This is a genomic window from Parabacteroides sp. PM6-13 (genome assembly GCF_029892605.1).
In the GTDB taxonomy this organism is placed as follows: domain Bacteria; phylum Bacteroidota; class Bacteroidia; order Bacteroidales; family Tannerellaceae; genus QVMG01.
Genome location: NZ_JARXWF010000002.1, coordinates 34,964 through 57,985, shown reverse-complemented (window position 1 = coordinate 57,985; position 23,022 = coordinate 34,964). Strand labels below are relative to the sequence as shown.

Sequence of the window (23,022 nt, the reverse complement as noted above, 5' to 3'; positions counted from 1 at the left end):
AACTGCCTTTTTCTATATATACATTTGAAGAATCAGGCTTTTTCAAGTAGCTTTGCCAATAGTATAAAACATTCACGCATTATCTGCCTATCAATGAGAAGTATGGAAGAACCTAAAAAACAATCGTCGAAAAAGGGATTTAAGTCATTTCCCCGCAATTATTGGATCGTTATTCTGATGGAATTCTTCGAAAGAGGATCCTATTACGGGTTAATGTCTGTTTTGTCTGTCTATCTGGTCACGGCAGTTGGCGATGGCGGCTTGGGTCTTACCCGGGAGAATGTCGGACTGATCAGCAGCATCACCAAACCGTTGTTATACCTGTTGCCGATTCTTTCCGGAGCCATAGCCGACCGGTATGGCTACCGAAAAGTATTGATGGGTGCGTTTGTCGTTATGAGTATCGGTTATTATCTTTCAGGCATCAGCACCGGGTTTGAAACCGTTTTTGCCAGTCTTATCCTGATGAATATCGGAGCCGGTTTTTTCAAACCGTTGATCTCCGGAACCATCGCGCGCTCCACCACTGAAGAGAACTCTACCTTGGGTTTTGGCATTTTCTACTGGTCGATTAACCTGGGCGCGTTTATCTTTCCCCTGATATTGGTGCCTATATTAAAAGGAATCAGCTACAGCTACATCTTTTATATGTCGGCCATCGTGACCGGGTCGTTATTACTACTGAATATCTTTGCTTATAAAGAGCCGGAACGTCCGAAAACCAGTAAATCGCTGGGCGAGGTGTTATGGGGCGCCGTTCAGGTATTGAAAGACTATCGCTTTGTGGTGATGATTTTAATCTATTCCATGTTCTGGATTTTGTATTTTCAGATGTTCGACACGGTGTTATGGTATGTAAAGGATTATGTGGATGCGACTCCTCTCAATGAGGCGGTGAATCGTTTCCTCTCGCTCTTTGTCGATAATCCGGATTGGAAATTTGATGTGGAGCATGTCACCGTAATCAACGCGGGCACCATCATCTGTCTTCAGATTTTAATCTCCTCTATTGTCAAGAATTTCAAAGCGCTCCCCACGATGATTGTAGGAATCTTTTTCGGTACCCTGGGTATGGCGGTATTATCCCTATCGACCAGTATCTGGGTCTTTATCGCCGGCATCGTCACTTTCACCTTAGGGGAGATGACCGCTCACCCTAAGTTCCTTTCCTATGTTGGACTGATCGCCCCGGAAGACAAAAAAGCCTTATACCTCGGCTACTCCTTTTTGTATGGCGTCATCGGAAGCGGTGTCGGAGGCATCTTAGGAGCCACCCTATACGTCCACTTTGTGGATAACCTAAACCAACCCTCCATCCTATGGCTGATATTCAGCGGCATAGGGCTGTTGACGATTGTTGGGTTGTTGTTGTTTAATAAATTCGTGGCGAAAAAAGTGGTCAAATAGGTTCGTCCATTCGTCCAATGAATAGAATTATTCCTGTACTTTTCTCTCGAATCAGATATAGAAACGGACGGTCAGCGAAAAAACGAATAGGTTTAGTTTTTATTGGACGACCAGCCCCAATCATCACTACAGTTGTCGCAGCGGAAGCCTCTGTGCCCTCTTCATTCACTTCTACAAATGTCTTTTGAAGAATGTCGGACACCCACATATCATCATCGGAGATATTTGTAAAGCCTTCTTGAAACAGGTGTCTCATTCCTAAATCTTTTACAGGTTGAGCAAGTGAAAATGAACTTTCTGTTTTGAAACGTGGCAGTTTCAACCATACTTTTCCCCATCGCATATTCTTCATTACATTCCGCAAGATGTCATTGTTTAGATACTCAATGAGTTGATTGATATTCTTGTCTTTTGACGGAAGAACTGCCACCATACTAAAAGCACTATTCCCATAATCCATTTCAACACATTGCAAATGCTCGTCAGCGTAATAACTCATGAAAGAAGTCTGCTCCATCATATTTACCTTTTTCTTTTGCTTGTCGTTTAGGGTAAAGTTGGCCAATTTTGTTTTTTTCTTATCAAATTTTAAGTCTGTTCGCCATTGACTTTTGAAATAGAGCGCATTGACTAAACACATCATCGCGCCAGGTGATATTTCATTTCCTATGATATGTTGTATTTTGTTATTTGTTTTTTCAGCACACCAGTTGTTGATTGTATAGGGAGCTTTTGGGCTGTTGAAATTTAGCGATTGAACTTCCGCATCAAAATATTCTTTGCAAATTTCAATAAAATGGTTTTTTACAGTAAAATGGTTTCGATACCAAATGGAATTAGCGATCGAAATATCTGTAGTCGGATCAACCTCCAATAAATACTGTGATATTTTTTGAAAATACTCATTGACTTCTGTTTCAGAGAAATCGGCTATTCCAAGTGAATTGCAAATCTCATGACGAGTTTCACCCGAAGCACCATTATAGAGCATTCCTAAAGCCATGCTGAGACTCAATGGTGAAAAAAAAGTGTTTTCCCCTTTCTGTTTTGATACTTCTTTAAACATTTTAAATGCAAAAGAATTTTCCCCTTCTGTTTTTGCCTTCTGCTTTGTTGTCAAAGTAATCGGTTTTGCGGGTTGAAGCCCCTTGGAAAACAAATCTTCCATCGTAACATTAATTACCTGTTGATTGCTTACAGGGATTTCTTGACTTTCCATTCCTATAAAAAGAAACTGTAAAATGGCATCTTGGGGAACATGTATTAAGTATTTGCCATCAATGTCTGACACTACGCCGGTGTTTTTGCCCTTTATAACAATAGACGTTCCATCCAATGGATTTCCCTCTTGATCGGTAACGATACCCGAAACAGATTGAGTCGTATTTGTCTTTTGCGCTTGTAAGTCAGGAACCATTACGCAAAAGAGCAGCATTGCAATAACTAAAAATAGAATCTTCTTTTTCATTTTTTTATTTTTTGAAGAAAGACTTCTTATATGGGTCTCCGGTCTTTCAGAACTAATTAAAGATCTAATTATATAAAGATAAGTGAGAGGAGTTGTTTGGACAAACTACTATCCTTAGGCAATCAGCTCGTTAGCCAATCGATAGCTGTCGCTTTCTTATAAGCTTCCAACAAGGAAGGAGTGAGGTTTGTCAGATTCATCATAGCTACAAAGGTAGAAATCATTTCGTTTAAAGTATTCCGCGATAGAATATTTTTCTAAAAACAACTCTATACGAACTATTGACTCAGCACTCAACTTTCATTATCTTTGACAGAAATACATTTATAACATAAAGCAATAAAGCAGAACAGTCATGAATATAGAAGATACGTTGGAATTTAACATCCCCAAGAACCGCATGAGCAATATCATCAAAGTGGTTGGTGTTGGGGGTGGCGGAGGGAACGCTGTGGAGAATATGTATAAACAGGGGATTTACGATGTGTCGTTCGCTGTTTGTAATACCGACAGCCAGTCTCTGGCTAAATCCTCTATCCCTAATCGCATACAACTTGGTGACTCGGGCTTAGGAGCCGGCGGTAAACCGGAGATCGGTCGGCAAGCAGCGGAAGAGAGTATCGATGAATTAAAAAATATGTTCTCGGATGGCACCAAAATGGTCTTTGTTACGACCGGGATGGGTGGCGGAACAGGGACGGGCGCCGGACCTGTCGTGGCTGGTGTCGCCAAAGAGATGGGCTTATTAACCATTGGAATTGTTACCATCCCATTCGTTTTTGAGAAGAAGAAAAAAATCAAACAAGCCATACAAGGGGTCAGCGAGATGCGGAAGCAGGTAGATGCCCTGCTTGTGATCAACAACGAGCGTCTGTTGGATCTCTATGAAGGAGGCAACACCCCCGCCAAGGAGGCCTTTAAGAAAGCGGATGATATTCTGACGGTAGCAGCCAAGAGCATTGCGGAAATAATCACCATACATGGCACGATCAATCGAGACTTTCGCGATGTGGACTCTGTGATGCGCAACGGAGGAGGCGCCATCATGACCATGGGAAAAGCGAGCGGAGAACATCGCCTACAGCAAGCGATCATGGAAAGCCTCAATTCCCCTTTGCTTAACGGGAAGGATATTGAACATGCAAAACGTATTCTTTTTGTTATCTATTCAAATGAAAATCATCCTGTCACAGTGAATGAATTAGCTCAATTGGATGATTTTATGGATGAGCTCGATCAGAATATCGACGTCATTTGGGGATTGTATGATGATAATGAATTGGGAGACGAAATTAAGTTTACCCTTATTGCCACCGGCTTTGAACCGGAAGAGGAATCGATCGAGAATAAAAGAAGCGAAGAGGACAAACTGAACGCGCTTATCGATAGATATTACCCACCCAAACGGACTTCCCAACAATCGCCCAAACAAACACCGGTAAAAATACAAGAAGAAGCATCGGAAGAAGCACCGGACAACAAGCCGCCATACGTTGAGAATGAGCAGGTCGTAATCGAGAAAAAACCCCTTATCGAACGCTTGGGTGAGATACTGAATAAGTTTATGGATGATGAATGAAACAAGGAGTAAAAAAGTGACTAAGAGAAGGAAAACGGCATTATTCCTATTCCTGTTTCTATGTATCGGTGCCATCGCCCTTATTTATTGTGGTAAGAAGGGAGATCGTGGGTATCAAGGCATTGATGTGTCACACCATCAAGGAGAGATAAACTGGGAACAAGTAGGCGCTGATAAAAATATACAATTCGTATATATTAAAGCCACTGAAGGCACATCCTTTAAAGACCCTAAATACCGGTACAATACAAAACAGGCACAAAAACAAGGAATCAAAACAGGAGCATACCATTACTTCCGGACAATATTAACTCCCCCAAAACAAGCAGAACACTTTATAAATACAATCAAAAATTCGAATCTCCAACTCATACCGCTAGCGAAAAATAATACTAAGAGATAAAGCTCTACTTATTTTGATATCATAACTTTTAGATACATATCTTCGAATATCGATTTGGATTTTTCTGAATGAGGAGAGTAGTATTCAAATTTTGACAACTCAGAGTTCCAAAACCCATCAGCAAAGATTTGAGTAGAACTTTGAGTTCCTTCTTTTTCGACTAATCTACAGAGTCTAAAACCAACAAATTCTAAATTATCCTGTATGTTGTCCCAAAAAGCGAAATTATTATGTCCTAGCCCACGAGTAGAAGGGTATTGAATGGATATAGTATTATCATGTTTGAAAAATTTATTGAAGATATGATAGGCGGAACAGTATTGATTCTCTTCTTTATAAGAAGACGGTAGGATGCGAGTAAACTCATTTCTGAGAAGTTGAAACAGAATATATCTCTTCATGTTTTCTTCTTCTGTTAATTGGTTGAAATATACAAAATAACGACAATCGCTAAAGTTAAACTGTTTTTTTCCTTTATAAGTTATCAGTATGAAAAAGTCCTTTTCTTTTATATTTGTCTCTAAAATAGCTGTTGAAGACATTAAACTCGTATAAAGAACAGATTCTTTAGGTTTGCTAAGACGTTGAAAATGGTTTATTTGTTCTGCGGGTCTCTCCCAGACATCTTGCAATGAGTTTATTTCATCAATCTTAATACTACCAAAATTAATGCCATTGATACTGCCTTTGCAGGCAAAAGCCTTTGACAATTTTCTGATTCTGAAAAAATAATGTGGTGTGTTAGGGTGAGTTTTTTCAGGTGTGCTGCAGATTTTGAAATCTGGAGAGATTTTTTTGCCCTTCAAATCAATCTCAAAGATAGAGCTTATTGCGGATTCTATTCTGGAAAAATTGACAGTGTTTTGTAGACTTAAAGATTTGAAATTTTCATAGCGATTATGAATTTCTTCAAGAGAATAATGAGATAATAAGTGCTTCCATGAAATTACATCTTCAGGAGAATTTAAGTCATACTTGTAAAACCCGTTATTATGCATGCGTGTTTTCAATTTAGTTATTTGAAAAAAGTATAAAAATATCAAAGCCACGAGGTTAATCAGTCACAACAATACTATTGTATTTCAGTGTATGTTTGTCTGAAGGAATAGCCATTATCCATTTTTGGATATTGTCCCAAGTACAATCTTGTGTGAAAGGAATGTTCTGTTTAGTGAAAACAAACACTAATGAGATGATTTCTGTGGGTTCTTTGGTTTCTTTGCGCGCTTTATAGTTTTGTGTTCGTGGAAAAATAGAATGGCTTTGCGCAAGCAACTTTTCTGTGGGTTCAGCAGGGTTAGGGTAAATTAAGGCTCCATTCCCGCTCTCGTCCAGCCAAAAAACTGTGGCATAACAATCTTTTGTAGGGGTGATAGAGAAGATAAACATCTCACCATCTCTATATGCTGTGTTTTTAATGCCTTTAATCTGTACATCAAATTCAATATCTCGTTTCACTTTACCCGTTTTTACTGTAGCTTTGATCATTATTTGATAATAATGCCTTTTTCCTTGACTCTGAATCCGTTCGTCGATGACCTCATAATTAACAATTTCACCTAAAAGCTCCGAATTACTATGACTGATAAAGCGTGTAATTTTGTCAGAAACGGCTCCAGTATGCATTATGATAAACTCTTCCGAGATTCCCGCTTCGCGCAAGGCGTTTTCTTTGGCGTTGTTTAAAGCGTAGAGTCTAGCTTTCTCTGGAGTTATATTCGCCATTTCCCATATCCCACTGACCTGAACCTCAACTGTCTGTGATTTTAACTCAAATAGAGAGAAATAGTTTGTGAGAAAAATAGGTATTAAGATCCATTTTAGGTGTGAGAATATGGGAAACATGGCATTTTTATTTGTATATGGGTAGGTTAGTCTACATCCATAATTAGATTTGTATTTAAATTCGGGTCAAATTTATCCAAATCTAACATTTTATCCAATTTCTTGTGTAAAGATTCTGTCCCTTCGCCCATTTTTCGAACCATACTTTGTTTTGCTGCTTCAAGAGCTAACTGAGTGCTATAAGAGAGACAGATCATAACTTCACAATTCTTATTTGGTAATTCTCTATATACTTCTAATTCTTTTAATACTCTTCCTAATTCACCTGTGATCAGCTCTTTGCTTGCTTGTAAGACTTCATTCAAAGAAACGGCCTCTTCTTGTGAAAGTTCATTGTTGGCAGTACTCCCCTCAATCAATACTGCTATGTTAGAGCTGATTAAACTAGCCAACTCAACCTTTGCCATATGCATCGCTTGAGCTTTAGCCGCTGTTGTATTTCCTCCAATAACCCGTGCGTTGGCTACAATATATTCAGGATATCCTGCATTATCTATATCTATGGCTTTCAACCAAGCGTTCTCAATTTGTTTTTCTAACGGAAGCCCACCAATAAATGTTTTGAAGCCTTCGTTTTCATACGTTTTTGCATCTTTTCTAGCTTGTTTGATTGCTTTTCTCTGAGCTTCTTTACGTAGGACTTCTTTACGTGATAAGCTGTTATTCAACTCTTGGGAAGAAGATTGTTTGCTACTTCCACAAGATGTTACTAGCATAATAATCATTCCTAAAATCAAAAAATGTGTTGTTCTCATACTGTTTTCTTTTTTTATTGATTAGACATTTTTATAACAACATCTGCCTCTCTACTATTTTGTGACAATAAAAGTCGGTTTAATTTAAAATAAGTACTCGTGCAGCTTCTTTTTTTGTATGTGTCATTGCTTTTCCTACAGGTGCTCCTATATAGGAAGGATCACAAACGATATATTTTTCCTTTTTAATAAGTACAAAATCACCATCTATAAGGTCTGAAAATTGTACAGCAGTGGAAACATGATCCGTATAGTCTAAAAGAACAACATTAAGACCAACAAATCGTCTTACTAGCTGAGAGAACAAAACCGCTCTATCTTCACAATCTGAAAAGGGATAATGAAGTAGCTCTTCTGCGAAAAAAAACTTTTCTACTCCTAATTGTTCTTGATCTGTTTTATAAGGGAAAGCAGTTTGTATAAAATGAAGGAGGAAATCTACAGCCTCTTTCTCTTTTTTATTACTCAACTCTGGAACAAGCTCTTTTTCTAGACTCTTACGAGTGATACTGGAGATAGGATTTTCTGCATATATCTGTAATTCGGTTTGAGGAAATGTAGCATAAAGATCTATCAAATTGGCATTGTATGCAAATTCATATTTTTTATTTCGATATAGAAGCTCCCGGGTTTTCATCTCAAGAGATATTCGCATAGGTCTTTTAGATGCTAAATTTAGGCTAACAATGGCATTTTTGTAATTTAATGAATAAGAGTAGAGCGGACTCGGTGGAAACCCCTCATTTCCAAATACGTAATAATTCCCGTCAAGAAAAGAGACAAAATGCCGTCCGTATACTTCTGTCTGGAAGGCAATGAGTGATACCAGTCTGTCATCGATACGTCCCAATTTGATTCGATAGCCTATTTGCCCCATGATAAATACGGTAAAAGCTGTTTTCTCATTCACCGATTTTTGGGGAAAATAAGCGTCTGTCATTTGAAGAATTAATTGATAAAAGGCCCAGTCGTTTAAATGCATTTCCTCGCGCAGCTGAATAGCTTCATGAATAAAATAGGGGTAAGAGGACCGAGATAATTGCCCCCAGTAGGCAGCAATTTGCTTTTCATCTATGTTAGAAAAGGTGACATCAAATCCTTCATACCGCTGAATTTCAATGGGTGTTCCTAAAAAGGTAAAATGTAGAGGAGGGGAGTATGATTCTTTTTTTTCTTTTATTTCCCAAATAACAGAAATATCCTCCAAGTCCTCTCGTTCTACAATGGAATCAATAAGTAATGTGTCCTCAGTGAATAATGAATCAGAAAAATACTCTGTTACAGGACGTGGTTTTGAGGGTATTTCAACAGGAGATTGCATATCGAACTGCTCCCAAGTTTTGGATAGATAGAGGGCAAACTAGGTATTGATCGAATCTCGGAAATGGGTAAGCGTATGCTGTGACTGCTGTTGAAATCTTGTAAATTCTTGCCGGAAATCTCGATTGTTTTGGGCAAACAAAGAGCATGAGAAGACGCTTGTCATCCCTGCAAATAATACGATTATTGCTTTCATAAGGCTATTTATTTATTCTGTCAATTTCCATGATTTCCATTCATCTACAATATTGTAAGATGTTTGTACTTTGGGGGTTTGTGTCTTCTTATTTACATCAAAGGCATGAGATTTTACATTCGTAATAAGATAGTTTGCCAAATCAATGTAGGGAATGTCTCCCACGCTATCTTGCAATTTTTTCAATAAAAAATAAGTGAAAAGCCGATGCTTTTTCTCCTCATATGGATAAGCAATCTCAGCTTCCGATGTTGCACTAAACACTACCAGGTTCCCATTTAAAGACTCCTCTTTGGGAGTTATCTCAATCCCTGCGCCATCCACCAGTGCTGCAAGGACGCCTTCACTCGATTTTCCACTAAAACAGGCATCTAAAAATACTGTAGCAGAGAGTGTTTTCATTTCAGCTAAATCGTTGTATAAACTTTCTGCTTTTAATGCCGCTTGTAAGGTCATAGAACTACCATCTACAGGCAACAGATACATACTGTTTTCACGTATATCCGACATGCCGTGTCCCGAATAATAGAAAATCACTCGAATATCCCCATCCTTTGATCGAGCAGCATCTTTAAGGAATTGTACTGATTTCAGCATGTCTCCATAGGTGGCATCCTCTTTTTTGAAAATGTTTTTAGCCGGAATACCCAATGTCTGTGTACAATATTCATAAAAGATACGTGCGTCATTAGCGGAGAAACGGGTTCTCGATTCATAAAAATAATTTTCATTTCCTATAATAGAAACATATGTATTATCATTGATTCGTGATGCTTGCGGAATGTTTACATCTACATCCGACCCTCCTAGTAAAATGACATTACTGTCGTATAATTGGGCAGGACGAACTACTTCGTCAAAGGCAAAAGTCTCCAATGGGCCTGGATCATATACAATGTCCAGTTCAGTATATTGATGTTGTTGTTTGCTGTCATAAACATACTGAAATTCAGAAGAGGGCAAAACCAATGTTAAGCGGTCTAACCCGATATCGTTCCCGGAAAAATAGAAGTCGACATCAGAGACCTTTAATGAGTCAAATTGTTCTACAAATGAGCGTGCTGATACTCCGCGTGGCACATTGATGGCAAACTGACCAAATGAATCGGAGTGAAGCAAGATTGACTCGTTATCCGGATCATATGCCCCCATAATTTGGAATTGATTCCAATTCACGGTTTCGGCATATTTCTTTTTATAGATGCTCAATGCTTCCTGTTCCCACTCCTGGATTTTCTTTTTTTTGTTTTCATCTGAAACACGCTCCTGGTAATGAACAGTCGATTCTTCATATCTGTCCCATTTCATCCATGTTGCTAGGCGGGGCTCCACGTAATTACGTACATACATTTCAACCGGTAGCCGAAATTGTATCGGAGCACTGATCCCGTTTTGTTGGGCTTGAACAGCAATCGCTGCCATCCCAAACTAGAGAGTAATGAATAGGTATATTTTCTGTTTCATATATAAGTGTTTTTATATTTTATCGTTTAGTATGGTTGTCGGGACAGGGAGTAATTTGATCAGATCCAATTATATTACTGTCACTTGCCGCTTGACCATTTACTCTGCCGGTGTTGCGGCAGCAGGAGTAGACCTTGCCGGTAGCATAATCTGCGTTAATATTCCTTCCGACTAAACCACCTGTGGGATAATAATCAGGAGCGTTTATATTTCCCGTATTCAAACTTCGATGAATATCCCCATAATTCAGCCCTGCAATACCTCCTGTTTGTTGATCAAATGCTTCTCCACTACTATTTACTGTAGCATTATTTGTGTAGTTATCTATTGTTCCATGGTTTCTTCCTGTAATTTCTCCTGTTATATAGTGTGCATATGGAGTTAAAGCACCTTTCTCCCCTCCATTGATAAGTGCGGAAGAGGTAACAGCACAATTGGTAATTATTCCACCAGTATGATGAGACCCACTTATCCCACTAGTTTCATCACCAGCCGTTCCATTTCCCCCAATAACAGTGCCAGAAAATGTACAATTTGAAATATTACCAAAATCGCGTCCAATAATATCACCAGTACTTGAGCCTGCTACTTGATTCTGTTCATAGCAAGTTGTTTTTCCTCCAGTAACATTTCCAGAAACATTACAGTCATCAATAACTCCATCTCCCCATCCGATTATACCTCCAATATAATAACCACCATAACTTATACCCCCTTTTACTGATTCCGTCATTTTACAGTTGCGAATTATTATTGTCGGTTCATTGAAGTTCCATCTGCCTCCTGCAATTCCCCCTAAATAAGTACCAAGATCACGACTCCCTTTTGCTGTTATTGTACCAGAAAAGATACAGCTTTCAATAGAATATTGACTATAATACGTATGACCTACACGACCCACTAATGCTCCTATCATCGCAAAACCATTTCCGGTATATTCGCTTTTAATCTCTGCAGCGATATTAAGATTTTTAATTGTTGCATAGTCTATCATACCCCAAAAACCAAAGTAGGATGCTTTATTACTGTATAACTTCCATTTAATCGTACGTCCATTTCCATCTAATGGTCCATTAAAAGTATAACCTTTATCGTCTGTACCAGCTCCTATAGGCTCCCACTCATTTGACGTAACCTCAATATCTGTCATTAACTTGAAACATTGATCTCTATATGAGTTCCCATTATTTACATCCTCCACAAGCTTCTTTAACTGGCAGGTATTTACTACAAGATAGGGATCCGCCTCAGTGCCTGAACCTCCTTCAAAGCTTGAAGCAGCAGTTGTCTTATAACTAAATGTAGCATTACCTTTGCTCTTTTGTATCACTATTATCGTTTTGTCTGGAATTTGTTCTGTAGATGAAAGGGTTAAAATGGCTATTCGTTCCTGTTCTGAAGTATTTTCTTCTAAAGAAATAATCACATCTACATCACCATGCCCAGACGATTGTTGTGGAGAACACCAAGGTTGATCAGAAATAATAGACCATTCAATATCGCTAATAATTTGATTTCTATATTCACCAGCTTCATATCCGACATCAATGGTTTCTATCGAAATGCTTAGTAGGCAATTGCTTGTTTGAGAGGGTTTTATATCATTGAAAATAGAGTTGTCGAACTTGTCAATCGCATAAGCTGGGCAATAGTAATTTGTACTACTATTTAAGTTTGAGATTTGGAATGAAAATTCTTCCGCGGATATATCCGTACTGGATTTTTTATCTGTTCCCGTTTCAAGCATCTCATCTGTTCCCCAGATCACACCAGCTTCTTTGACGGCAGTAGATGGTGTCGCTTTCACTTTCACTTTCACTAAAGCACTGTTTTTAGAAATATCTACAGCTTGTGTAGTCACCACTATGGTCTGCTTTTCCGGCGGCGTAATATCTTCGCATCCACAAAGAAGGAGGAGGAATAATATGTAGATAAAATGTTTCATGAGGGTTATATTATCTTTGGGGGTGGTTGTGAGGGCAGGAAGTTATCTCATTACCATATCCTATTATATTTTCGCTATTTGCGGCTAGACCGTTAACTATACCAGTATTGCGATTGCAGAAATAGATTTCTCCAGAATTGCTTCCTGCAATACCACCAGTGCGTCGCATATCTGCCTCTCCTTCATTCACTATACTGCTATTTGTGCAATTATGAATTGACCCCGCAAAATTTAATCCAATAATCCCTCCCGTATAACAAACAGTAGGCTGTGTATTCAGAGGAATAGGCACTACTATCCCACCATTGATAGTGGAAGGTGATGACACTGCACAATTTGTAATTATAGTTCCTTCTTCAGTTGAACCAGCTATTCCACCGGTAAATGGAGCTCCAGTTCCTACTCCACCTGTAATCGTTCCTGAGAATGCACACTCTGTAATAAAGTCTCCAAATCTTCCTGCAATACCACCTGTATATAGATTTTGACCATAAAGAAATCCAGACGGGGCTTGACCGTATCCAGTTGTCTCTCCAGCAGATATAAATCCAGAGACAGTACAGCCACTAATGGTCCCTGATCCCAATCCTATAATACCTCCAGTGTGAAAAGTACTATAACTTACTCCCCCTTTTACAGTTCCAGTCATTTTGCAGTTTTGGATCTTTGTATTAGAGGCCATTCCAACAATACCTCCTAAATTGCAGTCTCCATCCATATTTCCCATCGCTGTTATAATTTTAGAGAATGTACAGTTTTCAATAATACTATTGGAGGTGATTCCTACAACAGCGCCTGTTCCACATGTAAAATATCCACTACCATAGTATTCATTCTTCACCTCTGCCGCTATATGTAAATTTTTAACAGTAGCCGAATTTTTTATCCTTCCAAAGAATCCGAATACACTATCTTTACTCGTAAATAACAACCCTCTAATTGTATACCCATTCCCATCGAACGTCCCGTTTGAAAAATTAATCGGAATCCATTCATCTGCTGTTACATGAATGTCTGTCATCAATTTTAGGTGCTTATTGGTGTATTCTTCATTATTCATTTTATTCAAATCATCTACCAACTTCTTTAACTGGCTGGCATTTACTATTAAAAAAGGATCATCCTCAGTGCCGGATCCACGCTCGAAAGTTGAAGCAGCAATGGTCTCATCACTAAAAGTGGCACTTCCTTTTGTGGCTTGCTTGACCGTAATAGTTTGGCTTGCTACATTTTTGTTGGGCGAAATAGTCAAAATAGCGGTTCGTTCATTCTCTAAAAGGTTTTCTTCTAATTGAATTTTGATTTCCGCATTTCCGGAACCGGAGGCGGGCTGCACTTTGCACCAGCTTTGATTGGAAGTGATCGCCCATGTAATATCACTATGAATCGTGAAACTATAATCGTTTGCTGAATAACCGGCCTCAATGTTAGTGGTAGAAACAGTAAATTGATGACTCCCTGTTTTAAAGGATTTAACCTCTCCATATGTGTTCTTGTTCGAAAAATCAGTCGCATAGGCTCTGTAATAGTAATCGGTATTGTCCGTAAGGTTCAAAAGAGTCAGTGAGACTTCCTGTGAAGTGATGTCAGTGGTGGAAATATCTTCCGTATTTGTTTTTAAGGTATTGTCTGTCCCCCAAACGACTCCGGCTTTTTTTATGGAGGCGATGGGGCTCACGTTTATTTTTACAGAAGCACTATTCTTTAAAATATCTGAAGCTTCACCGGTCGTCACAGTGATGATAGGCTCTTCCTCTATTGGATTTATCGGTGCTGTTAAGTCTTCGCACCCCGAAAGAAAAAGTAACCATAGAGCGGTAAAGGCAAAGGATGCTTTCCGCCCAATCGTTGTTTTATATGGAAGTCGTTTTTTCATCTTGTATTATCTTTTTGTATGGTTGTCAGGGCAGGTAGCGATTCCGCTTTGAGATTGGTTGCCTATTCTATTATCATCGCTTGCCACTTGACCATTCACTCTTCCTGTATTTCGGCAGCAAGAATAGACGCATCCTGTATAAAGATCATTGTCAACATTACTACCAACCAACCCGCCTATATAATAGCTATTTAAAGAGGTAATACTTCCTGTATTTAGGCTGCGATGTATCTTCCCGTAATTTTGTCCGACTATACCTCCAGTTGTTCGCGCCGAGGTATCCCCGTTATTTACAGTAGCATTATTTGTGCAATTATCAATAGTTCCGTGATTCTTCCCGGAAATACCCCCTGTGTTACATTGAGAATACTTGAGAATTGTGCCTTTGCCGCTAGTAATTATTGCATCGGAGGTGACAATGCAGTTTTTAATTATTCCATTCCCTGCATCGCCATAAATTCCCCCTGTATTCCCACCGCCAGGTGCGGCACCACCAATAATACTTGCAGACACTATACAGTCGGAAATAGTGCCTCTTCCCCATCCGGCTATACCTCCTGTTGAATATGTCCCTACAAGGGCACTGTTTTCTGATTGTACATAACATGTGGCTTCTCCGCCAATAACGTCTCCTGTAACAATACAATTTTCAATTGTTGATACACCAATTGTTCCTATTATACCTCCAGTAACACTCGTTGAATAAGCTGCACCGCCTCTTACTGATCCCGAAACGTTACAATTTTTGATAATAGCCAGGTCGTCAGTAGATCCTACAATACCTCCTAAATAATTCGTGTTGATACTCTCTCCTCCGATGCTGCTGATTGAGCCAGAGGCAGTGCAATTGTCTATAAGAGCTGAATTAAAAGGAGAAATACAAGCAACAATAGCACTTGTATATAAGACAGAATTATTATTATCCTCATTTCTGATTTCTGCAGAGATATTCAGATTTCTGATGATAGCCCCCTCTATACATCCAAAGAAAGCTAATGTAGAATATTTGCTGGAAATCAAATTGCCACTGATTGTATGCTCATTTCCATCGAATGTGCCTTTAAAAGGGAAAAAAGAAATGTACTTTTCCCCTCTAATAAGGAACCCAATCGGTGTCCACTCACTTATAGTTACATGAATGTCTGTCTTTAATTTAAAGTGTTTGTTGAAATATCCTTCTCCATGACTCACATCATCTACCAACTTCTTTAACTGGCTGGCATTTACTATTAAAAAAGGATCATCCTCAGTGCCGGATCCACGCTCGAAAGTAGAAGCGGCAATGGTCTCATCACTAAAAGTGGCACTTCCTTTTGTGGCTTGCTTGATTGTAATAGTTTGACTTGCTATATTTTCGTTGGGCGAAATAGTCAAAATAGCGGTTCGTTCATTCTCTAAAAGGTTTTCTTCTAATTGAATTTTGATTTCCGCATTTCCGGAACCGGAGGCGGGCTGCACTTTGCACCAGCTTTGATCGGAAGTGATCGCCCATGTAATATCACTATGAATCGTGAAACTATAATCGTCTGCTGAATAACCGGCCTCAATGTTTGTGGTAGAAACTGTAAATTGATGACTCCCTGTTTTAAAGGATTTAACCTCTCCATATGTGTTCTTGTTCGAAAAATCAGTCGCATAGGCTCTGTAATAGTAATCGGTATTGTCCGTAAGGTTCAAAAGAGTCAGTGAGACTTCCTGTGAAGTGATGTCAGTGGTGGAAATATCTTCCGTATTTGTTTTTAAGGTATTGTCTGTCCCCCAAACGACTCCGACTTTTTTGATGGAGGCGATGGGGCTCACGTTTATTTTTACAGAAGCACTATTCTTTAAAATATCTGAAGCTTCACCAGTCGTCACAGTGATGATTGGTTCTTCCTCTAATGGATTTATCGGTGGTGTCAAGTCTTCGCAACCACTTAATAGAAAAAGGCTACATAAAATAGTGATGAACTGTTTCATTATTATGTGTTGTTAGAAAATAAAACCAATCGACAGGCTTCCTTCTAAGGTTGTCGATTTCCCGATTAAACAGTTAACCCCACCTCCTATACAAAACTTATGGATGGTGAAGATCAATCCGACTTCCGGTTCTGCTCCTACATTGAGAAAATCCTCTATCTCAACATACTGGTTTTCATGATTCTCCCATTGAACCCATCTTTCTCCATAACCAACCCCTATATATAGAATAAGGAAGTTTGTAGTTCGAATAAGTGCTCCTCCCAATAGAGATAAACGTCCTATTCGCATTTCACCATTGTAATTATTGCTATTGATCTGTCCGGTAACAAAATCACCTTTAGAAGTGAAATTAGACTTAAACTTTGCATAGCCTCCTATTCTATGATTCATATATCCCGCCTTTAGCGAGTAAGAAAAGGTGCTGCCGACAGATACTCCGGGGAGAAGGAGCACAGAAGAGGCTCGTTGTTTTTTTTCTTTTATTTCTGTTGGTAGGTTTTTTTCAGGAGAAATAGCTATGTGCTGTTGCTCTTGCACGGAGGTAATACTCTTTTTCTTTTCTTCTTGTTTAATAGAATTCTGTTCATCTATCTGGGGGGGGATTTTCCGATAAGGAATAGTTTACTATAAAGACAAAACTCCCCATTATGATACCATCCTTTCCACAATCCCAAATTAATTGCTTGTGCCCGCTAAGTTGATTCATTAAATCACCGGACAATGTTCTACAAGGCAGAAAAGAATTCCCGTTGTCTTCCGAGTAAGAGATGGAAAGATCAACATGCTGCTTCGTTTGTAGGGAGCAAGTGACTCGTATTTTCCCATCTATAGCTTCGGCTTCCACTTTTTCTATTTTTTGTGCGTTAATCACTTGCAAACAACCGAATGTGATAATTAGTGTGATAAGATGCTTTCTGATCATTGTTTATCTATGAAATATATTCTACCTTTTTTTTCTTGTCCGTTAAGCAATAAGACCCAGTCAACCCATGAGTATGGCTTTATTTTCTCAGAATTCGGTGCGTATTCTTTTCCATAATCTTGCATTTCAAGAAGTATCTTATTTTCATGTGTTAGTTGCAACTCAAAATAAGCATCTTCTGCCCATTTAAATAATAATGGATCTTCTTGCAAATCTATGGTGCAAATGCTTTCGTTGGGGAATATCAACTCTACTGAATCCCCTATATACTCCTTTTTAGCTCTATGCTGTTCATTGATTAACAATTCATGTTCGCTATTGTTCTCTCCAGAGAGTGACTGTTGATGAGAATAATAATAAAGAGAAAAACCGGCAACCAGAAGAATACTGGCAGCAATTGAAATCCAACGTGAAAGATTGAGCCTACGCCCAATGGTTTTACGTGCTGGCGGAACAATTGGTAGGTCTAACTCCTTATCATTTATCGATTGAGCAAACCGGCGGATCGTTTGTATATAAGATCGGCAGGCTTCACATTCTTTCAAATGTAGCTGGAATGCGGTTTCATCTTCCCAAGAAAGCTTGTTAAGTAAGTAGCGCTCAGCTTGTTCCCGTGGATATGTTTTGCATTGTTGATTCATTCCTTTGATTTCCTTTCTATTTAACTATGTTACTTGAGTCTGAAATGTGACAACAAATATTTTTTTTTTGCTTGTTTTTTATCAACTCTATCAATCGTTGGGTCAGCATGCCTTTTACACGTTCGTAATCTTTGCGTGTTTTTACGACTGCTCGCTGAAATTGTTCTTTGTCTATACTCGTGCCATATTGTTCCTCAACAATTTCTTTGTAGCTTTTCCCATTAACAGATCTCTCTATCAAAATGGAAACTCGATCCTCTATTCCTTGAGTGAGTAGAGGATAAGCTGGATGATTGGTGTTTAGTAGAATGATAGATACAGCATAAGCTACTTCATAGGGGTTCTCAATGTCAATATCCAGTTCTTTGGTGTAAAATTCCATCTCTCGTGTATTTTCAAAAAAATCCATTTCTTGAAACCATCCCATATCATTGTTTGCTTCATCTTTTTCCCCTTCAACAGGCGAGTAGGTAAGGAGCTCTTCCATGTATACCTCTTTGGATGAATATTTTTTATAATTATTGAGCGTGAGCAAATTGCATATTTTTGCAATGTAATTTCGGAGATCTTTGCCTGTTTGAAAAACAGGAATATTCCCTTTTCTATGAACCAATCGGTCTCTTAATATGAGGTAAGTATCAGTCCAGACATTGTCTTGTACAATATCTTGGTAATTGTTTTTGCTTTGTCTGGCAGTGACACAAGAAAGGACTATTTGAGAAAGTTCCTTTATATACAGGCAAGATCTGTCCCAAAACGATGAGTCGTCTTTTTGCAACAACTCCAAGTAAAATTCAAAAGAGATTGGATATCTTTTTTTTGTTTCTTTGAAAAGGAACTCTTTTATTTCGTATGGCGTTTTGAATGGTTGTTCTTCTTGGCAGAAAAGAGAGTACAAATTTTGAAAGATACTGTTGGATAGATAATAAGCGATAGTTAGTTGTGCGCCTGTTTTTAAATCTTGATCTAATGGTGCCGGATTGTTTTTACGTGTTTCTAACAGATAGGTTTGAACAGAATGATACAGGTGTTTTTTTATTTTTTCGTTACAGCTCTTTTCATGTGCAATAAAATAGGAAAAATCGATAACCTCCGTGTAGAAATAATGCAAAAACTCTTCTCTTCCTACATTATGTTGATGAAAGCCTCCTATGGCTTTATTAACAACTTCTTGTAAATTTTGGATGACACCCGTATAGATTAATTGGTGTTTCTCTTCTTCTTTTTGTATGAATTCTCTTTTCATGGTATAAATGCACACTTTTTTCAAAAAAACAAAAATAATAAAAAACGAATCAATCGCAAATCCATAATGCACCAATAAAAAAAGAGGTTTACTTTTTATCGTAAACCTCTCTGTTTCAGTTGTCGGGATGACAGGATTTGAACCTGCGACCACACGCCCCCCAGACGCGTACTCTACCGGGCTGAGCTACATCCCGTTTAATTCGGGGACAAATGTAGGGATTTTTCGTTTATATGCCAAAACTTTCCCTGTAAAAATCGAGCGATTCGAGGATAGTCTCTTTGGAGACTTCCTGATTTATTCTTACTTCTTCGATATCGGCCAGTAACGTGAAGTTGATGATGCCGCCTTCGTTCTTTTTGTCGTGTGTCATGAATTCATAAAGAGACTCATAATCAGTGCAATCGTAAAAGAAGGGAGGGTAATAGGCTTTGATGTAGTTGACCACCTGACGTAGTTTACTGATTGGGAAACCACTGCGCTTGTAAGAGAGGTAAAGTTCGCAGACTATTCCGGCAGCCACTGCATGGCCATGCAATAAAGGTTGATTTCTCCTGAAAGAGAGACTTTCAAAGGCATGGCCGACTGTATGACCCAGGTTGAGGGCTTTGCGGATACCTTTTTCTTTGGGATCCTGCGCGACAATCTCTTCTTTGACCGCTACCGACGCTGCCGTCATCCGGTTGAAGATGGGGTAGTCCATCGGGGCATCCAGGTCGTATCGTATAATTGAATGATAGTGCTCCTCCGAACTTATTAATCCGTGCTTGATCATCTCCGCATAACCCGAAAGGAGGTTGTCGCGATCCAACGTGCGCAGGAAATGATTATTGATAAACACGCACAGAGGAGGATAGAAAGAGCCGATCTCATTCTTCAAGCCGTTGAAGTTGATGCCCGTCTTACCACCTACCGCCGCATCGACAGAAGCCATCAGGGTGGTCGGGATATTGATGGTGCGGATACCACGTTTGAAGGTGGCACCGGCAAAGCCGCCCATATCGGTCACCATGCCGCCTCCCAGGTTGATCAGGATAGAGTCGCGCGAAGCTCCGTTTTCTGCGAGGAACCGCCAGATCGAGGCCAATTGTTCCAACTCTTTATGTGTATCACCCGCCTCTACCGTAAAAAACAAAGCCTCCTTTACTGCCGGAATATCCAGCAATAAAGGAAGGCAATGCGTTTTCGTATTCGTATCGGTCAATACGAAAAGTCTGTTGTATGTCAGAGAGGATAAAAAAGCAGTCAGTTCAGCTTGCAGATCCTCTGTAATAACCACTCGTTGCTTGGACATACGCTTAGTATTTCAGTCCGGCATCTTCCAGAATCTTATCGACCGCATCGGACAGGCCTTCAGCCTTTTTACCTCCGGCGGTAGCAAAGTGAGGCTGTCCGCCTCCACCGCCCTGAATCAGGCTGGCTGCCCCTTTGACTAAGGTAGCCGCGTTGAATCCTTTTTCAATCAGGCTATCGCTCAGCATCACCATCAGCGAACATTTCGATTCTTCATGCGTTCCGGCTACCAGGATGAAGGGCACATTGATCTCTCCGCGAATCTGGAAAGCAATGTTCTTCAATACCTCCGCAGGAGCATTTCCAATGAAACGAACCAGCTTCACTCCGTCATGATCGACCGCTCTGCGCATCAATTCTTCTTTCATCATGATGGCTTTTTCCTGCATAAAGTCTTCCATCTGCTTGCGCAATCCGGAGTTCTCTTCGATCGCTTTGCGTATCGCCGGAAGGATATTGGGGATATTATTAAACATCGACCGCACCTCGCGCACCATATCTTGTTGTGCAAAATATTGATTATCCGCCGCTTCCGCCGTGATAGCCTCGATACGTCGAATACCCGCCGCGATAGAACTTTCACTTATAATACGCATACTTCCGATCATACCGGTCGAAGGTATATGCGTCCCACCGCAAAGTTCCACCGAGCTTCCGAAGCGCACGACGCGCACCTCATCGCCATATTTCTCTCCGAACAAGGCCATCGCGCCCAGCTCCATCGCCTCGTTAATAGGCACACAGCGGTTTTCATTCAACGAGATATTCTCGCGGATCTTTTTATTGACGCGTTTCTCCACCTCGCGGATCTCCTCGTCGGTCACTTTCTGGAAGTGCGAGAAGTCGAAGCGCAATGATTCAGGAGACACATACGAGCCTTTCTGTTCTACATGCGTTCCGAGCAGGTCGCGCAATGCTTCGTGTAAGAGGTGAGTAGCCGTATGATTACATTCCGACTGGATGCGTTTCTCTTTATTGATGACCGCCCGGAAGGTGGCCGTTACGTCTTTGGGCAGTTGAGATACCAGGTGAACGGAAAGGTTATTCTCGCTCTTGGTATCCAATATCGCAATCTTCTCCTCATCGGTAATCAGCCAACCGGAGTCGCCTACCTGTCCCCCTTTTTCGGCATAGAAAGGAGTCTGATCAAGTACGATCTGATAAAGCTCTTTATTCTTTTGTTTTATCTTCCGGTAACGTTGTATTTCCGCTTCCGCCTCAAAAAGATCATAACCGACGAAACGGCTTTCACCCTCTTTCAACACCACCCAGTCGCCGGTTTCGATCGCTGCCGCGTTACGGGCACGCTCTTTCTGTTTTTGCATTTCGGCCGTAAACTCCTCCTGGTTGATCTCCATATCATGCTCACGCAGGATCAATTCTGTGAGGTCTAACGGGAAACCATAGGTGTCATACAGGGTGAAGGCATCCACACCGCTGATGATTTTCTTGTTCTCTTTATTCGCCTCTTCCATCTTTTTGTCCAACAGACGAATCCCTGTCTCCAAGGTGCGCAGGAAAGATTCCTCCTCCTCTTTTATCACCTTTTCGATCAGCGTTTTTTGGGCGATCAATTCCGGATAAGCATCGCCCATCGTATCGATCAGCGAAGGAATCAGCGTATACATAAAGGCCTCTTTGCAGCCGAGGAAGGTATATCCATAACGCACCGCGCGGCGCAGGATACGACGGATCACATATCCCGCTTTCGCATTCGACGGTAATTGTCCGTCGGTTATCGAGAAAGCAATCGTACGGATATGGTCGGCAATCACGCGCATGGCGATATCCTGTTGCTTGGCATCACCGTATTTCAAACCAGTCTTGGCAGCGATAGCCTGGATGATCGGTTGAAAAACATCCGTGTCGTAGTTGGATGTCTTGCCCTGGATAGCCATACACAACCGCTCGAATCCCATACCGGTATCGATCACCTTAGCGGGCAGGCCTTCCAGCGAGCCGTCGCTCAGACGGTTGTATTGCATAAACACCAGGTTCCAGATCTCGATCACCTGCGGATGATCTTTGTTGACCAGGTCGGCACCCGAGATCGCTTTCCGTTCCTCTTCCGGGCGCAAGTCGATATGCACCTCCGAACAGGGACCGCAAGGACCGGTATCACCCATTTCCCAGAAATTATCTTTTTTGTTCCCGTTCAGGATATGATCCAACGGCAGGTATTCTTCCCAATAACCGGCCGCTTCGTCGTCGCGCTCCAGGCCATCGGCCGGGCTTCCTTCAAAAACAGTCGCATACAGCCGCTGCGGATCCAGCTTCAACACATCCACCAGGTATTCCCACGCCCAACTGATCGCCTCTTTCTTGAAGTAATCGCCAAACGACCAGTTGCCCAGCATCTCGAACATCGTATGGTGATAGGTGTCATGCCCTACCTCCTCGAGGTCATTATGCTTACCGCTGACGCGCAGACATTTCTGAGAGTCAGCGATCCGGGCATATTTGATGGGTACGTTCCCAAGAATAATATCTTTGAACTGATTCATCCCTGCATTGGTAAACATCAATGTAGGGTCTCCCTTGATTACCATAGGGGCAGAAGGGACTATGCGATGCCCTTTTGACGCAAAAAAGGCTTTAAACGATTCGCGGGTTTCTTTAGCTGATAACATAACTCTTTCTTGTAGTTCTCGTTAATATTCCCAAAAAGGATTTGCAAAAGTACTTCATTTTATTAATTTT

At 40.3% G+C, this 23,022-nt stretch carries 17 protein-coding genes and 1 tRNA gene; 3 read left to right on the top strand and 15 right to left on the bottom strand.

The window, feature by feature from the left end:
- The first annotated feature begins 102 nt into the window (after nucleotides 1-102).
- Entirely contained in the window at nucleotides 103-1,407 is a 1,305-nt protein-coding gene (locus tag M2134_RS02190) for an MFS transporter (RefSeq protein WP_280750355.1), read from the top strand.
- Here M2134_RS02190 and M2134_RS02185 read toward each other — a convergent pair.
- Nucleotides 1,400-2,875, bottom strand: coding sequence for a serpin family protein (locus tag M2134_RS02185; protein ID WP_280750356.1), 1,476 nt, complete (start codon nucleotides 2,873-2,875; stop codon nucleotides 1,400-1,402). The two genes, M2134_RS02190 and M2134_RS02185, sit on opposite strands and share 8 nt — an antisense overlap.
- A 355-nt stretch (nucleotides 2,876-3,230) precedes the next feature.
- On the opposite strand from M2134_RS02185, the gene ftsZ reads away from it, so the two are divergent.
- Nucleotides 3,231-4,454: a cell division protein FtsZ gene (ftsZ, locus tag M2134_RS02180; protein ID WP_280750357.1), complete on the top strand. Its 1,224-nt coding sequence runs from the start codon at nucleotides 3,231-3,233 to the stop codon at nucleotides 4,452-4,454.
- The gene (locus M2134_RS02175) at nucleotides 4,444-4,857 is read left to right on the top strand and encodes a glycoside hydrolase family 25 protein (RefSeq protein ID WP_280750358.1); all 414 of its coding nucleotides are present in this window, start codon (nucleotides 4,444-4,446) and stop codon (nucleotides 4,855-4,857) included. The genes ftsZ and M2134_RS02175 overlap by 11 nt, the downstream gene beginning before the upstream one ends.
- A gap of 8 nt (nucleotides 4,858-4,865) precedes the next feature.
- On the opposite strand, the gene M2134_RS02170 is transcribed toward M2134_RS02175, so the two are convergent.
- The 14 genes from M2134_RS02170 to alaS form a co-directional block, all read right to left on the bottom strand.
- Complete coding sequence (locus M2134_RS02170; RefSeq protein ID WP_280750359.1) at nucleotides 4,866-5,855, bottom strand: hypothetical protein; 990 nt, start codon at nucleotides 5,853-5,855, stop codon at nucleotides 4,866-4,868.
- Nucleotides 5,856-5,910: 55 nt separating this feature from the next.
- Nucleotides 5,911-6,702: a DUF4384 domain-containing protein gene (locus tag M2134_RS02165; RefSeq protein WP_280750360.1), complete on the bottom strand. Its 792-nt coding sequence runs from the start codon at nucleotides 6,700-6,702 to the stop codon at nucleotides 5,911-5,913.
- A gap of 26 nt (nucleotides 6,703-6,728) precedes the next feature.
- Complete coding sequence (locus tag M2134_RS02160; protein WP_280750361.1) at nucleotides 6,729-7,457, bottom strand: hypothetical protein; 729 nt, start codon at nucleotides 7,455-7,457, stop codon at nucleotides 6,729-6,731.
- Between the two features lie 79 nt (nucleotides 7,458-7,536).
- The gene (locus M2134_RS02155) at nucleotides 7,537-8,778 is read right to left on the bottom strand and encodes a hypothetical protein (RefSeq protein ID WP_280750362.1); all 1,242 of its coding nucleotides are present in this window, start codon (nucleotides 8,776-8,778) and stop codon (nucleotides 7,537-7,539) included.
- 207 nt (nucleotides 8,779-8,985) lie between these two features.
- The gene (locus tag M2134_RS02150; protein WP_280750363.1) at nucleotides 8,986-10,395 is read right to left on the bottom strand and encodes a caspase family protein; all 1,410 of its coding nucleotides are present in this window, start codon (nucleotides 10,393-10,395) and stop codon (nucleotides 8,986-8,988) included.
- A gap of 61 nt (nucleotides 10,396-10,456) precedes the next feature.
- Nucleotides 10,457-12,382, bottom strand: coding sequence for a BACON domain-containing protein (locus M2134_RS02145; RefSeq protein WP_280750364.1), 1,926 nt, complete (start codon nucleotides 12,380-12,382; stop codon nucleotides 10,457-10,459).
- A 10-nt stretch (nucleotides 12,383-12,392) separates the two neighbouring features.
- Nucleotides 12,393-14,258: a BACON domain-containing protein gene (locus M2134_RS02140; protein ID WP_280750365.1), complete on the bottom strand. Its 1,866-nt coding sequence runs from the start codon at nucleotides 14,256-14,258 to the stop codon at nucleotides 12,393-12,395.
- A gap of 6 nt (nucleotides 14,259-14,264) precedes the next feature.
- Entirely contained in the window at nucleotides 14,265-16,217 is a 1,953-nt protein-coding gene (locus M2134_RS02135; protein WP_280750366.1) for a BACON domain-containing protein, read from the bottom strand.
- Nucleotides 16,218-16,229: 12 nt separating this feature from the next.
- Nucleotides 16,230-16,757, bottom strand: coding sequence for a hypothetical protein (locus M2134_RS02130; protein WP_280750367.1), 528 nt, complete (start codon nucleotides 16,755-16,757; stop codon nucleotides 16,230-16,232).
- A gap of 381 nt (nucleotides 16,758-17,138) precedes the next feature.
- Nucleotides 17,139-17,783 carry a zf-HC2 domain-containing protein gene (locus tag M2134_RS02125; RefSeq protein WP_280750368.1) on the bottom strand — a complete coding sequence of 215 codons (645 nt, stop codon included), beginning with the start codon at nucleotides 17,781-17,783 and terminating at the stop codon, nucleotides 17,139-17,141.
- Between the two features lie 16 nt (nucleotides 17,784-17,799).
- Nucleotides 17,800-19,029, bottom strand: a complete 1,230-nt coding sequence (locus M2134_RS02120; RefSeq protein WP_280750369.1) for a hypothetical protein — start codon at nucleotides 19,027-19,029, stop codon at nucleotides 17,800-17,802.
- A gap of 122 nt (nucleotides 19,030-19,151) precedes the next feature.
- Nucleotides 19,152-19,225 (bottom strand) — tRNA-Pro (locus M2134_RS02115).
- 33 nt (nucleotides 19,226-19,258) lie between these two features.
- Nucleotides 19,259-20,323: a 3-dehydroquinate synthase gene (aroB, locus tag M2134_RS02110; protein WP_280750370.1), complete on the bottom strand. Its 1,065-nt coding sequence runs from the start codon at nucleotides 20,321-20,323 to the stop codon at nucleotides 19,259-19,261.
- Nucleotides 20,324-20,327: 4 nt separating this feature from the next.
- Complete coding sequence (gene alaS / locus M2134_RS02105; protein ID WP_280750371.1) at nucleotides 20,328-22,952, bottom strand: alanine--tRNA ligase; 2,625 nt, start codon at nucleotides 22,950-22,952, stop codon at nucleotides 20,328-20,330.
- Nucleotides 22,953-23,022 lie beyond the last annotated feature (70 nt).

What these genes read in the sequence shown, in the direction of transcription:
- M2134_RS02190 (WP_280750355.1), top strand. Translation starts at nt 103, where the DNA reads ATGGAAGAACCTAAAAAACAATCGTCGAAAAAGGGATTTAAGTCATTT.
- M2134_RS02185 (WP_280750356.1), bottom strand. Translation starts at nt 2,875, where the DNA reads ATGAAAAAGAAGATTCTATTTTTAGTTATTGCAATGCTGCTCTTTTGC.
- ftsZ (WP_280750357.1), top strand. Translation starts at nt 3,231, where the DNA reads ATGAATATAGAAGATACGTTGGAATTTAACATCCCCAAGAACCGCATG.
- M2134_RS02175 (WP_280750358.1), top strand. Translation starts at nt 4,444, where the DNA reads ATGATGAATGAAACAAGGAGTAAAAAAGTGACTAAGAGAAGGAAAACG.
- M2134_RS02170 (WP_280750359.1), bottom strand. Translation starts at nt 5,855, where the DNA reads ATGCATAATAACGGGTTTTACAAGTATGACTTAAATTCTCCTGAAGAT.
- M2134_RS02165 (WP_280750360.1), bottom strand. Translation starts at nt 6,702, where the DNA reads ATGTTTCCCATATTCTCACACCTAAAATGGATCTTAATACCTATTTTT.
- M2134_RS02160 (WP_280750361.1), bottom strand. Translation starts at nt 7,457, where the DNA reads ATGAGAACAACACATTTTTTGATTTTAGGAATGATTATTATGCTAGTA.
- M2134_RS02155 (WP_280750362.1), bottom strand. Translation starts at nt 8,778, where the DNA reads ATGCAATCTCCTGTTGAAATACCCTCAAAACCACGTCCTGTAACAGAG.
- M2134_RS02150 (WP_280750363.1), bottom strand. Translation starts at nt 10,395, where the DNA reads ATGGCAGCGATTGCTGTTCAAGCCCAACAAAACGGGATCAGTGCTCCG.
- M2134_RS02145 (WP_280750364.1), bottom strand. Translation starts at nt 12,382, where the DNA reads ATGAAACATTTTATCTACATATTATTCCTCCTCCTTCTTTGTGGATGC.
- M2134_RS02140 (WP_280750365.1), bottom strand. Translation starts at nt 14,258, where the DNA reads ATGAAAAAACGACTTCCATATAAAACAACGATTGGGCGGAAAGCATCC.
- M2134_RS02135 (WP_280750366.1), bottom strand. Translation starts at nt 16,217, where the DNA reads ATGAAACAGTTCATCACTATTTTATGTAGCCTTTTTCTATTAAGTGGT.
- M2134_RS02125 (WP_280750368.1), bottom strand. Translation starts at nt 17,783, where the DNA reads ATGAATCAACAATGCAAAACATATCCACGGGAACAAGCTGAGCGCTAC.
- M2134_RS02120 (WP_280750369.1), bottom strand. Translation starts at nt 19,029, where the DNA reads ATGAAAAGAGAATTCATACAAAAAGAAGAAGAGAAACACCAATTAATC.
- aroB (WP_280750370.1), bottom strand. Translation starts at nt 20,323, where the DNA reads ATGTCCAAGCAACGAGTGGTTATTACAGAGGATCTGCAAGCTGAACTG.
- alaS (WP_280750371.1), bottom strand. Translation starts at nt 22,952, where the DNA reads ATGTTATCAGCTAAAGAAACCCGCGAATCGTTTAAAGCCTTTTTTGCG.